This window comes from Flavisolibacter nicotianae, from assembly GCF_003628535.1.
Lineage (GTDB): Bacteria > Bacteroidota > Bacteroidia > Chitinophagales > Chitinophagaceae > Flavisolibacter > Flavisolibacter nicotianae.
The window spans coordinates 26,049-40,893 of record NZ_RBCI01000001.1 but is presented as its reverse complement, the minus strand read 5'-3'; the positions used below and the strand labels follow the sequence as shown (position 1 = coordinate 40,893).

11 protein-coding genes are annotated in these 14,845 nt (G+C 53.4%); 9 read left to right on the top strand and 2 right to left on the bottom strand.

Annotated features, from left to right (window positions below; all coding sequences use genetic code 11):
- Window positions 1–14 precede the first annotated feature (14 nt).
- The 3 genes from D6024_RS00140 to D6024_RS00130 all read left to right on the top strand — a co-directional run bounded on the left by D6024_RS00140 (window position 15) and on the right by D6024_RS00130 (window position 6,580).
- Window positions 15–3,377 (top strand): DUF5107 domain-containing protein, encoded by a 3,363-nt coding sequence (locus D6024_RS00140; RefSeq protein WP_121352062.1) that lies wholly within the window; start codon window positions 15–17, stop codon window positions 3,375–3,377.
- Window positions 3,378–3,390: 13 nt separating this feature from the next.
- On the top strand, window positions 3,391–4,221 hold the full coding sequence (locus tag D6024_RS00135) for an endonuclease/exonuclease/phosphatase family protein (protein WP_205573198.1): 831 nt from the start codon (window positions 3,391–3,393) through the stop codon (window positions 4,219–4,221).
- 142 nt (window positions 4,222–4,363) lie between these two features.
- Window positions 4,364–6,580, top strand: coding sequence for an alpha-N-acetylglucosaminidase (locus D6024_RS00130; RefSeq protein WP_121352060.1), 2,217 nt, complete (start codon window positions 4,364–4,366; stop codon window positions 6,578–6,580).
- Here D6024_RS00130 and D6024_RS00125 read toward each other — a convergent pair.
- Window positions 6,575–7,966 carry a chloride channel protein gene (locus D6024_RS00125; protein ID WP_121352058.1) on the bottom strand — a complete coding sequence of 464 codons (1,392 nt, stop codon included), beginning with the start codon at window positions 7,964–7,966 and terminating at the stop codon, window positions 6,575–6,577. The genes D6024_RS00130 and D6024_RS00125 overlap by 6 nt on opposite strands.
- Window positions 7,967–8,229: 263 nt before the next feature.
- Between D6024_RS00125 and D6024_RS00120 the strand changes: the two genes are divergently transcribed.
- Complete coding sequence (locus D6024_RS00120; protein WP_162944435.1) at window positions 8,230–8,928, top strand: haloacid dehalogenase type II; 699 nt, start codon at window positions 8,230–8,232, stop codon at window positions 8,926–8,928.
- 186 nt (window positions 8,929–9,114) lie between these two features.
- On the opposite strand, the gene D6024_RS00115 is transcribed toward D6024_RS00120, so the two are convergent.
- Entirely contained in the window at window positions 9,115–9,342 is a 228-nt protein-coding gene (locus D6024_RS00115) for a hypothetical protein (RefSeq protein ID WP_121352055.1), read from the bottom strand.
- A 219-nt stretch (window positions 9,343–9,561) separates the two neighbouring features.
- Here D6024_RS00115 and D6024_RS00110 point away from each other — a divergent pair, with 219 nt between their 5' ends.
- From D6024_RS00110 to D6024_RS00090, 5 genes are all read left to right on the top strand, one after another.
- On the top strand, window positions 9,562–10,365 hold the full coding sequence (locus D6024_RS00110) for a hypothetical protein (protein ID WP_162944434.1): 804 nt from the start codon (window positions 9,562–9,564) through the stop codon (window positions 10,363–10,365).
- Window positions 10,366–10,519: 154 nt separating this feature from the next.
- Entirely contained in the window at window positions 10,520–11,074 is a 555-nt protein-coding gene (locus D6024_RS00105) for a superoxide dismutase family protein (RefSeq protein ID WP_121352051.1), read from the top strand.
- A 184-nt stretch (window positions 11,075–11,258) separates the two neighbouring features.
- The gene (locus D6024_RS00100; RefSeq protein ID WP_121352049.1) at window positions 11,259–11,663 is read left to right on the top strand and encodes a DUF4406 domain-containing protein; all 405 of its coding nucleotides are present in this window, start codon (window positions 11,259–11,261) and stop codon (window positions 11,661–11,663) included.
- 326 nt (window positions 11,664–11,989) lie between these two features.
- On the top strand, window positions 11,990–12,541 hold the full coding sequence (locus D6024_RS00095; RefSeq protein ID WP_121352047.1) for a hypothetical protein: 552 nt from the start codon (window positions 11,990–11,992) through the stop codon (window positions 12,539–12,541).
- Window positions 12,542–12,777: 236 nt separating this feature from the next.
- The gene (locus D6024_RS00090) at window positions 12,778–14,721 is read left to right on the top strand and encodes a tetratricopeptide repeat-containing sensor histidine kinase (protein ID WP_162944433.1); all 1,944 of its coding nucleotides are present in this window, start codon (window positions 12,778–12,780) and stop codon (window positions 14,719–14,721) included.
- Window positions 14,722–14,845: the final 124 nt, after the last annotated feature.

Sequence of the window (14,845 nt, the reverse complement as noted above, 5' to 3'; positions counted from 1 at the left end):
GAATAATGAATCATATGGATAAGTTTTCCGTGAACATCTGGAAAGAACAGGTGATCATACCGACCTATGAAACTGGCCTGCCTGAGAAAAACCCCATGTTTTTTGAGAAACGCGTTTACCAGGGAAGTTCCGGTGCCGTGTATCCCTTGCCCATCATTGAAAAAATCTTCGATGAAAAAAAGGACAAGGCATACGAGGCTGTATTCCTGGAAAACCGGTACCTGAAGATCATGGTGCTGCCGCAACTGGGCGGTCGCATCCAGATGGCCTATGATAAAATTGCCAACCGCCATTTTATCTATTACAACGAAGTGATCAAGCCGGCGCTGGTGGGCTTGTGCGGGCCCTGGATCTCGGGCGGCATCGAATTCAACTGGCCGCAGCACCACCGTCCCAGCACCTTCGAGCCGGTTGATTTTTCACTCGAAGAAAACGAAGACGGCAGCAAAACGATTTGGATCAACGAGATTGATAAGATGTATGGCACCAGGGGCACGGCGGGCTTCACCCTTTATCCTGACAGGGCTTACCTCGAAATAAAAGCCAGGTTGTTCAATCGCACACCACTGCCCCAAACCTTTTTGTGGTGGGCCAATCCCGCGGTGCATGTGAACGAACACTACCAGTCCATCTTTCCGCCCGATGTGAATGCCGTTTTTGATCACGGCCGGCGAGACGTGTCGGAATTTCCCATTGCCAAAGGCGTGTATTACAAAGTGGATTATGCACCGGGTACCGACATTTCCCGGTACCAGAATATCCCGGTGCCGACATCCTACATGGCGGTGAATTCTGTTTATGATTTTGTGGGTGGTTACGAGCACGACACGCAGGGCGGATTGGTGCACGTGGCCAATCACCATATCTCGCCGGGAAAAAAACAGTGGACCTGGGGCAATGGTGAATTCGGCAAAGCCTGGGACCGCAACCTGACCGATGAAAATGGTCCTTACATTGAACTGATGACCGGTGTGTTCACCGATAACCAGCCCGATTTTTCATGGCTGATGCCGTACGAGGAAAAAACCTTTACCCAGTATTTTTTGCCCTACCGCGAGCTGGGTGTGCTGAAGAATGCAAGCAAGGATTTGCTGCTGCATTTTTCGATCTGCGAGGGCAAAGCCTGTCTCAAGCTGTTTGCAACATCAGCATTGCACGACCTCTCCATCGACGTACAATGCAAAGGCGAAACCTTCCCGTTTTTTGTAACGGAGCTGACACCGGAGCAGGTGTTTACAACCAGTTTTAACGTACCGGCGTCCGCAACCGAAGAGGACGTGAACATCCGCGTTTTGTCGGCCGCCAAAACCGAATTGCTGGCCTACCCGGAGAAAGGACACCAGGCAACACCGCCCGTTCCCGAACCGGCAAAAGCACCGGCGACACCCGAAGAAACCGAAACGATCGAAGCGCTTTACCTAACCGGTCTTCACCTGGAGCAATACCGGCATGCCACGTTCAACCCCGTGGATTATTACGAAGAAGGTTTGCGGCGTGACGCCGGCGATAGCCGCTGCAACAATGCCCTGGGTTTGCTTCTTCTGCGCCGTGGAAAGATCGCGGAAAGTGAAACCTATTTCCGCAGGGCCATCGATACGCTGACACGCCTGAATCCAAACCCTGCTGACAGCGAACCCTATTATCACCTGGGTTTGTGTTTGCAGCTTCAGCATAAGTTTGACGAAGCCTACGATGCGTTTTACAAAGCCACGTGGAGCGGCGCCTGCCAGTCGAACAGCTTTTTTGCCCTGGCCCAGATCGACCTGGCCCAACACCGCTACGACCAGGCGCTGACGCACCTGCGCCGGGCCCTGAAGGGCAATGCGGGCAATGCCAAAGCCGTGGCGCTGGAAGCAGCCGCCCTGCGCAAACTGAACAGGGTAGAAGAGGCGCTGGCCCTTTGTGCCGAGGGGTTGCAAAACGATGTTTTTCACCTCTCGCTTTATTTCGAAAAAAGCCTTTTGCACCGCATGTCAGGTCACCCGCAGCTGGCCGATGAAGTCCTGGAAAAAGCCTGGTTGGTCAGCCGGGGCGATGTGCAGAATTTTCTCGAATATGCGCTTGATTATGCCGCAGCCGGTTTGTATGAAGAAGCGATCCAATGGCTGCAGTATTTGATCGCCCAAAGCGATACACCCAATCCCCTGCCCCTGTATTATACCGGCTGGTGCGAGCACCTTCTTGGCCGGGAGGCTGAAGCCACCGACGCCTTTGCAAAAGCGGCGGCGCTGGGACCCGATTATTGCTTTCCCAACCGCATCCGGGAGATTGCCATTTTACAAACGGCCTTGCAGTACAATCCATCCGATGCGAAAGCCTCTTACTATCTGGGATGTTTGTGGTTCGATAAAAAGCAGTATGCGGAGGCCATTGCCTGCTGGCAAAAAGCAGCAGACCTGGACGCCGACCTGCCGGCTGTTTACCGTAACCTCGGGATTGCCTGCTTCAACAAATTATCCGATCCGCAGCAAGCCCGAAAATTCTTTGAAAAGGCGTTTCAACTCCATCAAAACGACGGGCGGATTTTAATGGAGCTCGACCAGTTGTACAAGCGGCTGAACCGGTTACCGCAGGAGCGGCTGGATTTCCTGGAAGCGCATTTGGATCTCGTGGAGTCGCGGGATGATCTTTTCCTTGAAAGAGCGGCGCTTTACAATCACCTGGGCAAATACGAGATGGCGTTTCAGCTCATTATGGGCCGCCAGTTTCACCCCTGGGAAGGCGGCGAAGGAAAAGTTTCCGCGCAATACAAATACAGCCTTTTGCAAATGGCCAGGGAGGCTTTGGGCAAGAAGGAATTTGAACAGGCGCTGGACTTTCTGCAAAAAGCACAGCACTATCCCGCTAACCTGGGCGAAGGCAAATTATACGGCACGCCGGAGAACGAAATCTTTTACTGGATGGGTTGCGCTTACGAAGGATTGAAACAAAAAGCGTTGGCGGCAGACTGTTTTCAAAAAGCGGCACAGGGCAATGCCACGCCGGTTGCTGCGATTTTTTACAACGACCCCCAGCCCGATACGATTTTTTACCAGGGACTTGCCCTGGAAAAAATGGGCAAAGCCGAAGAAGCGAAAGCGGTCTTTCAACGATTGGTCAACTATGGCAAGACGCACCTCGACGACACGGTGAAGATTGATTTTTTTGCCGTCTCGCTGCCCGACCTGCTGGTGTTTGACGACGACCTCGGAAAGCGAAACAAAGTGCACTGCATTTACATGATGGCGCTGGGTTTTCTGGGCCTGGGCAATGAACCGTTTGCCCGTTCCCTCTTTGAAGAAATTGCCTTGCTGGATGCCATGCATACGGGAGCAAAAACGCATGCCGGCTTACTGCGTTTCTTCGTGGAAGCAAAACCTGTTTCCACGCTGAAATAAATGACAAAGCCATATGAAAATCGTTTGCCTGATTTTACCAATATTGATACTGTTGCAGCCTGGCTGTACCCCGAAGACCGTTCCCTCTTCATCGCAATCGACGGCCGCTGCAAAAAAGCGGAATGAAATTGCCGTGCTGAGTTATAACATTCACCACGCCAACCCGCCGTCGAAACCCAACGTGATCGACCTGCAGGCAGTGGCCAACGTGATCAACCAGCAACAGGTGGACATCGTGGCGCTGCAGGAAGTGGATGTGCATACGGCACGTTCCGGGCCCTCCGTGCACGAGGCCGAAGAACTGGCCAGGCTGACCGGCATGAAAGCTTTTTTTGCCAAAGCCATCAACTACGACGGCGGCGAATACGGCGTGGCCATTCTTTCCCGCTACCCGCTTGAAGAAACAAGGAATGTTCCCCTTCCCACAGACGAATCAACGAAAGGCGAGCACCGCACACTGGCCTCGGCAACGGTTACCCTGCCTGGCGGACAAAAATTTGTTTTTGCCTGCACCCATCTCGATGCACAAAAGGCGGACGGCAACCGGCAGTTGCAGATCAAAAAAATTGTGGAAGTGCTGAAAGAGGAACGGTTGCCGGTGGTGATCGCCGGCGACTTTAACGCAGTGCCCACCAGCGATGTGATCCGCCAGTTGGATGCGTCGTTTACCCGTTCCTGCGTGGCGGATTGCGGCTTCACCATACCGGAAAAAAATCCAACCAAAACCATCGATTACATTGCGTTTGCACCGGCGGCGAAATTCCGTGTGCTCACCCACAGCGTTGTGGACGAATCATACGCTTCCGATCACCGGCCGGTAAAGGCGGTTTTGCAACTCAACTGATCCGGCAGGGAGAAAGAAGATCCTGCCGGTAGGGTCTTTCTTCCGTAAACACGCAGCGTAACCGGCAGCGCAAAACGTGTATCCGCAAACGCCATCGAAAGGCGGTATTCAATCATCTAGTCAACTCACGGAGATCCAGCCGATGTTACAACGAACTATCCGTTTGTTTTTTGTTTTGCTTTTTTGCAGCAGCTTTTCCACGGCCTTTTGCAACGGTGGCGACGAGAAATCCCGTGCCGTTCTTGCGCTGATCAGGCGTGTGGTGCCGGGGCACGCAAACCAATTTCAAATTGGTTTTATGGAAAAGAAAAACGGGAAGGATTGCTTTGCGATTGAAAGCATCGGCAACAAGATCGTGCTGCATGGCAGCAACGGCGTTTCCATCGCCAGCGCCCTGCATTACTATCTCAAACACCTCACACATTGCAGCATCACCTGGAACGGCACAAACCTGCACCTGCCTAAAAAACTCCCGGCCGTTCCAAAAAAAATCGAAAAAGAAACGCCGTACCGATATCGTTACTATCTCAACTACTGTACGTTCAACTACACCATGAGCTGGTGGAACTGGGACCGCTGGCAAAAGGAAATCGACTGGATGGCTCTCAACGGGATCAATATGCCGCTGGCCATTACCGGCCAGAATGCCATCTGGAAAGAAGTGTACAACGGGTTGGGTTTTACCGACAAGGAACTGGAGAGTTTTTTCAGTGGTCCTGCGTATTTCAACTGGTTCTGGATGGGTAACCTGGATGCCTGGGGCGGCCCCCTGCCGCAAAGCTGGATGGAAAGCCACAAGGCGCTGCAGAAGCAGATCCTGGAGCGGGAACGGTCCCTGGGCATGACGCCCATCCTGCCTGCCTTTACAGGGCATGTGCCGCCAGCCTTCAAGGAAAAATTTCCGGCAGTCAAGCTGAAGAAAACGGATTGGGCGGGTTTCTCCCCGGTGAGTCTTCTGGATCCCTCCGAGCCGATGTTTCTCGAGATCGGCAAGCGATTCATTGAAGCGGAAACTAAAGCCTATGGCACCGATCATCTCTACACCGCCGATACATTCAACGAAAACAAACCGCCCACCAACGATTCCACGTTTTTGAATGATGTCAGCAAAAAGGTTTACCAGTCGATGGCCGCTGCCGATCCGCAGGCAACCTGGATCATGCAGGGATGGATGTTTCATTTCCAGTCGAAATTCTGGCAGCCCACGCAGATCAGGGCCCTGCTCAATGCCGTACCGAACGAGAAGATGATCATCCTCGACCTGTGGAGCGAGAAGAACCCGGTTTGGAACCGGACGGAAGCCTATTATGGCAAGCCCTGGATCTGGTGCATGCTGCACAATTTCGGCGGCAACGTCAACCTATATGGGAGAATGGAGCAGGTTGCCAACGGACCCGCCGAGACGCTGCACGACCCGGCGGCAGGAAAGCTTACGGGGATTGGCCTGACGCCGGAAGGCATCCAGCAAAACCCCGTGATGTACGACCTGATGCTGGAGAATGTGTGGCGGCAAACACCGGTCGACCTGGCGGCGTGGTTGAATGACTATACCCGGCGCCGTTATGGCCGCAAAGACAGCAGGGCAGAAGAAGCCTGGGGTATTTTGCGCCGCACGGCGTATGCCGACAGTGTCACCAACGGCGGACCGGAATCGATCATCACGGGCCGGCCAACGTTTGGCAAAAACACCGGCGGAACAACAACGACCTTGTCGTACGATCCACAGGAACTGGTCAAGGCCTGGACCCTGCTGGTTGCTGCGGCAGACGACCTGAAAACAAGCGATGGCTTCCGCTTTGACCTGGTAGACCTGACGCGGCAGGTGCTGGCCAATTATGCTTCGGTGATCCAGCAGCAATTCGCAGCCGATTACCAGCGAAAAGATCCCGTTGCCTTTGCCCGGAACAGCCAGCGCTTCCTTACCCTGATTGCCGACCTGGATGCCCTGCTGGCTACAAGAAAGGATTTTTTATTGGGCAACTGGCTGGAAGACGCGAAGCGGTGGGGTACAACTGTCGGTGAGAAAAAGCTGTACGAACGCAATGCCCGCAACCTGATCACGCTGTGGGGCGACAAAAACAACAAGCTGCACGAATATGCCTGCAAGCAGTGGGCAGGCCTGCTGAACGGATTTTACAAAAAACGGTGGGAGCAGTTTTTCTCCCAGGTAACGGCCGACCTGCAAAACGGGAGGGAAACCGATTTTAAAAAACTGGAATCACAACTGAAAGACCGGGAGTGGGATTGGGTGAACGGACGTGAAACCTATCCCGTCGAACCCAACGGTGATGCGGTGCAGCAGCCTATAACGCTTTACCGGAAATACGTTGGAGAGATCAGGGCTGCAAAACCGTTATAGCGGGTCTGCTGCAGCAGGTGCCACCGGTGATGCCTGTTCGTTTTTGCTTTCAATTACCTCTTCGACATAGGTTTTCTTGAGCTGTTCGTAAAACGAATGTTTGTCCACCAGCAGCGCTGCGATGTTCGAAAGCAGGGCCGCCACCATCAGGTGAAAGATGACGCTGTGCCGGTCGGTCATTTCCAATACGAGAATAGCCGACGTGAAGGGCGTTCGGGTGACACCCGTTAAAAAGCCCACCATCCCGCTCAAGACCAAAAGATTGGCTTCCCCGTCCAACAGGTGAAAGAGCCCCGAAAGATAGGAGCCGATGGAGGCGCCGGCTGCCAGCGAGGGGGCAAACACCCCGCCTGCCGCACCTACGTTGAAGCAAATAATGGGACCCAGGGTTCTCACCACCACCGTGTGCCACGAACTGTATTTTTCCTGGCTGAACAGCACACTGTTCATCAGCTCTTTGCCCGAGCCCAGGATGGCCGCGTTGAAAAAAAACGAACAACCGGCAATGAACACGCCGGCCATCAAGATAAAGACGACGATACGGGCAGGGGAAAATTTTTTCTTCCAGGCCATCAGTTTCAAGGTCAGCTTGCACATGAGGCTTCCGAGCAGGCCGGCAATGATGGCAGAGAGGGCAACACCCGCAAAAATCCGGAACGGCAGGTTGCGTACATCGGGAAAGCCCAGGTACAAATAGGGGCCCAGAAAAGCCTGGGCCGTTAGCCCGGAAATGATCACGGCAGAAAACAGGGGCGTACGGAAAAAGCGGATGTGGATGCGGGCCAGTTCCTCCATGGCAAACACGACCCCGCCCAGGGGCGTATTGAAGGCTGCCGCCAGCCCGGCTGCGGCACCGGTCAGGATAAAATTCTGGTTCGACAGCCGTGGCCAGGTCTTTGGTATCAGGCGGTGAATGAGTGTAAAGACCGAGCCTGCAATCTGGATCGTTGGGCCTTCGCGGCCGATGGCGCCACCACCCAATACCATCAGCAGGCTGGAAGCGATCTTGGTTATCAGGATGCGAAAGCTCAGGAGTCTGCCCAGCTTTGATTCGTATTTGGGCGTTGCCAGGTCGATGGCGGCCATGACCTGCGGGATACCGCTGCCCCTGGCCGCCGGCGCAAAGAGCTGCACACAAAGCCAGGCAAGCAAAAAACAAAAAGGCGTGAGTAGGAAAATGGTCCACCGGTGCCAGTGCAGCACCGACTGCAACAAGGTTTCGGCCAGGCTAAACAGCTTTGTATAACCGACGGCAATCAGGCCGGTTAAAAGAGAGGCCGCCCAAAACGGAATCGCCTGCAGTGCATTGGTCCTGATCCGGTTGTTGGCCAGTAGATCAAACACCTCTTTCCCTTTTGATCGCCACCCGTTCCACCTGTCTTTCATGGCGGCAAGGTACTGGAAGATAAGACATGCGATTGCCGCCGGCGACTTCTAATAAAATTCTAATCCAATTGGAGGCGGTGCCAGCCGGGCTTTCGGTAGGTTTGCCGGGAAAGGCGGCCGGCATTGGTGCCCACCGTTTTCTTTTTGAAAAGACTTGTTTTTCATGGTTGATTATACAACAGCCTCCTGTTTTTGCAGGAGGCTTTTTATTGACCACGGTGTGATGGAAATTTACAGAACTTCACAGCATGCAAACAGCTACAATGAACCTGCCGAAGCCGAAGGTGATCGTTTTGGACGTGTACGAGACCCTGCTTGATATGAGCGATATTGAACGAAGGGTGAATGACCTGTTCAACAGCACGAAGGGGTATGCGCTTTGGTTTGAGATCTTCATGCAATATTGTTTTGTGGACAGTTGTACAGGACAGTTTCATGCTTTTCCGTCCATCGCAAGGGCCACGATGCAGATGACCGCACAGAAGGTCGGCCGGTCGATCAAAGCCGAAGAAATCGACGGGATCCTGGAGCGGCTGAAATACCTGCCTTTGCACGAAGACACACAACAGGGCCTGTCGTTGCTGGCAGATGAAGGCTTTCGGCTGGCCGCACTGACCAATACGCCGGAGGATGTGGTTTGCGACCGCATGGAAAGCTCCGGGCTGATCTCTTATTTCGAAATGGTATTGAGTGCCGAAAGTATTAAAAAATACAAGCCCTCACCCGAGGTGTACCAATGGGCCATCCGCAAACTGGATGTGCTGCCGGAAGAGGCCCTGCTGGTCTCCGCACACGGATGGGATATTGCGGGTGCCTGCTGTGCCGGCCTGCAAACCGCGTATCTGCAACAAAACAGGCAAATCCTTTACCCGCTTGCGCCAACGCCGAATTTCGTTTGTAAAAGCCTGGAAGAACTGGCGGGCCAGTTGGCGGAAGAGAGCCGCTACCCGGCAAGTGCCTGACTGCCCGGGAGGGGCGGGGCTGGACGTGAAACGTCAAACGTCAGGACGAGAAACAGGAAATCTTTCACTTTGTTGAGGACTTTTTTCTCAGGGTTCACCGACAATTTTCTCCAGCGAGATAGAAGTCGGGTATAAGAAACGGCCGGCCGTCTCTGGCGAACAGCCCGTGTTTATTTGTTGGCCGGCTCAAAAATCTGTTTCGACGAACTGGCCCAGGGCATTGAGTAATTCGCTGTCGTCGGTGCTGCCGGTCCACGAACGGACGCCCCTGACCAGCGTGATGCTTTCGGCCGGTTTGGACTGCGGTTTTCCTTCAAACGACTGCAACCGCGCCGAATAAATGCCGGGACGATCCATCTGGATACGATACGTGGCCAGCCCGTTTGCAACCTTTACTGTAACGTCCGTTTTCATTTCTATGCTATTCACGTTAAACAAATCCTGCGGGCAAAGTTGCCGACAACGAAAGGAATGACAATCGGTGCGGGGACATTCTAATTCAATTCTAATCAGCTTTTGCGCCGTTATTCCCGGAAGAAAAGCCGGTGGCCACGTACGTATTTTCAAAACTCCGTATCTCTACGTAGAAACGCCGGAGGCGGCGTCGATAGTTTTGCTGCCATCGTTTTCACCATGAAAAAATTTGTGTACGCAACGCTGGCTGCGGCCCTTCTCCTTGGCACCTTTGCCTTTAAAACAGTCCGGGCTAACCTCGATGTTCTCGGGCAATTGCAAATCGATCCTACAGAAGCAAAAGAGTCTGTTTTCAACAACTTCCAGGACGGCGTGCTGGATTTTCCCTACTCAACACTAGTGACAACATTTGCACCGGGCAAACGCGAGGCGGCTGTGCGGGAGCTGGGCGATTTTATAAAAGCCTACACGGAGTCGGCGGCGTTTGCCGAAAAATACAAGGCGGCAAGAGAGGCGGCCAGGCCCCAGGGGCTGCAAAGCGCTGACGAGAAGATAAAGCAGCGCCTGGCACAGATCGATCTCGACATCGAAACCAACCAGGCCGACATGGCAAAGGCCAGCGGCGAGATGAAGAAGCTTCACCAGTTAACCATCGACGAATTGCGCAAAGAGAAAAAGGCATTGGGCAACCCCGCCGACCCGGCCTATGCCTCTTTCCGCAAAGAAGCAACAAAGGCCACAGAATGGGAAACGCAACAGGCAAGGGAGGATGAGAAATACTGGTTGGAGGAATACCCGCCGACAGCAAAGGAACGGGTGAAACGGCGGCTGGCGGAATTCCAGGATCTCACCAAAGACATCGACTTTACGGCGAAGCTGGTGAAGAGCGGCAATAAACTGGTGTTTGCCGACCCCGGGCTCGAAGCGAAAAGCTGGGAATGGAAACGCTGCTTTCGCTGTGGCCGCGAAACCATCGCCGCCGCCCGCCAGTATGCACAGCAATGGCTGTCGTCGTTACGCTAGGAAGCCGTGTTCAAATGCGAGGGAAGAATTATTAATTAATCATGAGTAGTGAAAGAGGAAGATTCTTTATTGCCCATTCACTATTCACCAACCGCGAGAATCGTTTGGGAAACCACGTGTACAAATTTTCAACAATAAACAGCACTACCAAAACATGAAACAGTCGTTTTCTTTTTTTGCGCAGGCATTTTTTGCCCTGGCGCTGATTACCCTCACCAGTTTTTTCTCCTGCCAAAAGGATCATTTTAAAGGCAAGTCGGCCGTTGCCGTTCTTTCCGGAACGAAGGAAGACACGGTGGTGCAGGGTGCGCTGCATTTTTCGGAACAAAAAGACGGTTCGGTGAAGATGGAACTGGAGGTGTTTGTCCCGGTGATGGCTGGCAAATCGGTAGCGGTGCACCTGCACGAACACGGCATGTGCGGCAATGCCGGTGCCGATGCGCACGGGCACTGGAACCCAACCGGCAAACAGCATGGCCAGTGGGGCAGCGCCTCGTTTCACGCCGGCGATATCGGCAATATCCCGCTCAATGCGGCCGGAAGGGGAAGACTGGAACGCACGACAAACCTGTGGACCATCGGCGGTGCGGATGCTACCAACATTCTTGGCCGCGGCGTGATCGTGCATAGTGGCGTGGACGATTACACCTCGCAGCCGGCCGGCAATTCCGGCACCCGCATTGGCTGCGGCATGATCGAAACGCAATAGCGATTATTATGATTCTGGCGGACAGGTTGACGGATGACAGATGACGGATGACAGTCTTCAGAAAAGCCTTCATTCACCGCAGATAATTGCGCTACTTTGTTAGCAGTTTGATCTACATTCACCGGAAAGGCACGCAAAATACAACGGCCGAAACCAACTGCTTTTAATTCTTCAAACAGATTCTATGCACGAAAAAAAATCCCTGCTGATACTCGTTGCCGGTCCCTACCGCTCGGGTACAAACGACGATCCGGACCGGATTGCGGCCAACGTGAAAGCCATGACCGATACGGCGCTGGAACTCTATCGCCGGGGGCACCTGCCGGTGCTGGGCGAATGGTTTGCCCTCCCGCTGATTGAGGCAGCGGGTTCGCGGCAAACAGGCGACGAGGTCTTCAATGAAATCTTTCACCCGGTGGCCGTTCGCCTGGTGGCTCACTGCGATGCCGTGTTGCGGATTGGCGGCCCTTCTGCCGGTGCCGATGAAATGGTGCGAACCGGTGAACGGGAAGGAAAGATTATTTTTAACCGTCTTGAAGAAATCGCGCCTTGCCAGCCAACTGCTCTTCGTGAGGAAGAAGGGCAGTAGGAATTGAACACGTATTTTTTTTGAGTCAAAAAGTCGGCAGGCAACTGCTGGCTTTTTTGTTGGCAAACAAATTCGGTGTATATCACTGTTGCATTCTGTCGCTCCACATTAGGCCTTTACTACCCGATTCAGTTTGAATACAAACTAGTGGGATATTTCCAGTTGCCAATATCCCACTATCCAATAAACCGCCCGTTTCAACTGCCAAAACAAGGCCTGGCCTTGATTTACGTAGTACTACGGATATTTCAAATTCGGTGTTTGTACAAAGGGATGCCGCTATAGCGAAAGATAGTTTTGCACCATCAATCAAACAAAAAACGAAAATGAAAAAGAACATTCGACTGACTGCTTTTGTGTTGCTGCTTGCCTGCTTTCTTCAAACCAATATAAAGGCTCAAAGCAATGACGCCTTTGGCGATGTGAAAGGAACCAACCTGCTCAACGCCGGTGTGGGCCTGGGAAGTTTTGGTCTTTCCGGCACGGGTGGATTGCCGCTGATCGCATCGTTTGAACACGGGGTATCCAGGAACATCAGCGTTGGCCTGGAAGCCGGATTTATTCAACAGAAATATGCATCCGACTGGAAGTACACTTACCTGATCTTCGGTGCACGGGGTTCGTATCACTTTGCGATCAACAATCCCAAACTGGATCTTTACGGCGGTGCCGGCCTTCTCTACAGGCACTTCAGCTTTACCTATACGGATGGCAATACCGGTGATCAGCCCGCGTACGATTTCAATAGTTCCGGTGGCGACATGATCATCGATCTGCATGCCGGTACCCGTTATCTTTTTAACGACCATGTGGGTGCCTTTGGCGAACTCAGTTACGGTATCTCCCCGTTGAAACTGGGTGTGGCGCTGAAGTTCTAATAGCTTTTCTCTTATAAGCAATCAACCGGGGCGACAGTTCGTTTGTTGCCCCTTTTTTGCTTTATAAGGTTTTTGGCAAAAGCCGTTCTTTGCAGGAAGCCGTCCGGACGCCTGGAAAATCAAACGGGGTGAGAATGCGGAAGAAATCCGTAGTACTACGTAGAAAAGAAAACCGTCTTCTTCTGATTTTTACCGCGATAACCCGGCCGGCAAAAAAGAGCCCAACGAACGGACGCATGCAAATTCTTTTCTTCTTCATTGTTGCCCTCTGTGCCGCCCTTTGCAGCACGGCACAAAAACCGGGGCAGCCTGTCGGCCAGGTGCATACGGCCGCAGTTGTAAAGCATGCAGCTCATTGGCCGGCGGAAACTCTTACTCTTCAACTGGAACAGTTGGAAAAAAAGCTGGCCGTCTTTCGCCGGCAGCATGCAACGGACAGCCTTCTCCCGGGCCTGTTTCGCTATGCGAATCTCTGCGAGCAGAAAATGCAGCCGCAGGCAACGATGCTGGCTTCCCGCGAATTGCTGTCGCTGGCCAGGGAAACAAAGCAGCCGTTTTACGAAAGTGTTGCTTCCGTCTTTCTCGGCCGCTGGCTCGCCGGCCGGAACCAGTTTGATTCGGCGATGTATTTTCAATACAGGGCCCTGCAGCTTGGCGAGTCGCTCCGGAATGACAGCCTGCTGGCCGTTGCCCTGGGTTCGCTGGGATCGCTCTACAATTTCCGCAAAGACTACCCGAAAAGTCTTTCGTTTTTTGAAAGAGCCCTGCAGCATGCCGAAAACGTGCGGGGCGCCGAAAGGCTGCAACTGGTCTGCATGGGCAACAAAGCCCTGGCCCTGTCGTGGCTGCAGCAATATGAAAATGCCGTTGCACTGCAGGTGAAAGCCCTGCCGCTGGTTGAAAAGCTGGGAAACGATTACAATAGCACGCCCATAAAAATGAACCTGGCCAGCAATTATGTGTCGCTGCACCGCTATGGCCGTGCCCGTGCCTGCCTGGACGAATTGGTGGTACAACTTTCCACTGCGACCGTGCCGGCTTCCTACGCTGCGCAAAACCTGGCGATCATCGGGATGATCTACTGGGACATGCGGGAAAACAAAAAGGCCAAACAGCTCCTGCATCGACAGGCCACCGTTGCCCAAAAGCTGAACACCAATTTTTTGCTGCAACGCATTTACGATACACTCGGCGTGATTGCGCAGGCGGAGCAGCAGTACAGGGAGGCGCTGGCCTGCAAAAAAACGGCACAGCGTTACCGCGTTTTGCTGAATAAGGAAGCGAACGGGCAACTGGCTTCGGAAATGGAAGTGAAATACAAAACCGCCGAAAAGGAAAAAGCCCTGTCGTTGCAGCGGTTGTCGCTGTTGCAAAAAGATCTACAGGTTCAAAAAGGACGGCACTCGCTTTATTACATGCTGGCCGCGTCAGTGGTGGTGTTGCTCCTGGCCTTCCTGCTTTTTATCCGCACACGGCACAAGAAGACGGCTCACCAAAAAGAGCTCCAATCGCTGCAGCAGGAAAAGGAGATCCAGTTGCTGCAGGCCCTGATGCAGGGCGAGGAAAAGGAGCGCAGCCGCATTGCCAAAGACCTGCACGATGGCGTGGCTGGTATGCTCGCCGCCGTGAAAATGCATCTTTCCTCCAGCGTGGCGTATGAAGATGCGGCCTACCGGAAAGCGGTAAGCCTGCTGGATGAAGTGACGGCTGATGTGCGAAAGACCTCGCACAACCTGATGCCCGACGTGTTGTTGCAGCACGGACTGAACATTGCCCTCTACCGGTATTGCAATAACATCAGCCGTGCATCGCTGCCGGTTCTTTACGAATTTGCCGGTAGGGAACAGCGCTTCCCGGAAGGCTTCGAGTTGTCGGTTTATCGCCTTGTGCAGGAATTGCTCCATACTTTTTTGCGGTATTCGACGGCAACGGAGGCCACCGTGCAAATGTGCCTGCAGGCACGCCTGCTTTGTATAACTGTCGAAGACAAGAGCACCGGGTTTGCGGCGCGGTCGGACCAATCGAACGGGATCGGACTGGATTCGCTGGAGCAACGCATCCGGGCACTGAACGGAAGCCTGGTGTTTGGCGAAACCGGCAGCGGGGTGTCGGCGCAGCTTTCATTCAACGTGGAAGGCCTTGCCGTCACAGGCGATAGCCAGCCAATCCAGGCGAACTGAAAGAGGGAAGGCGCAGGACAGTTGCTCCACCGGTTCTCCGTTCTAATGCGGCTCTTTCAATATCGGTAGTACTACGTAGAAGAGAAAGCCGCTTTTGGTTCATTTTTACAGTGTCGGGGCTTGT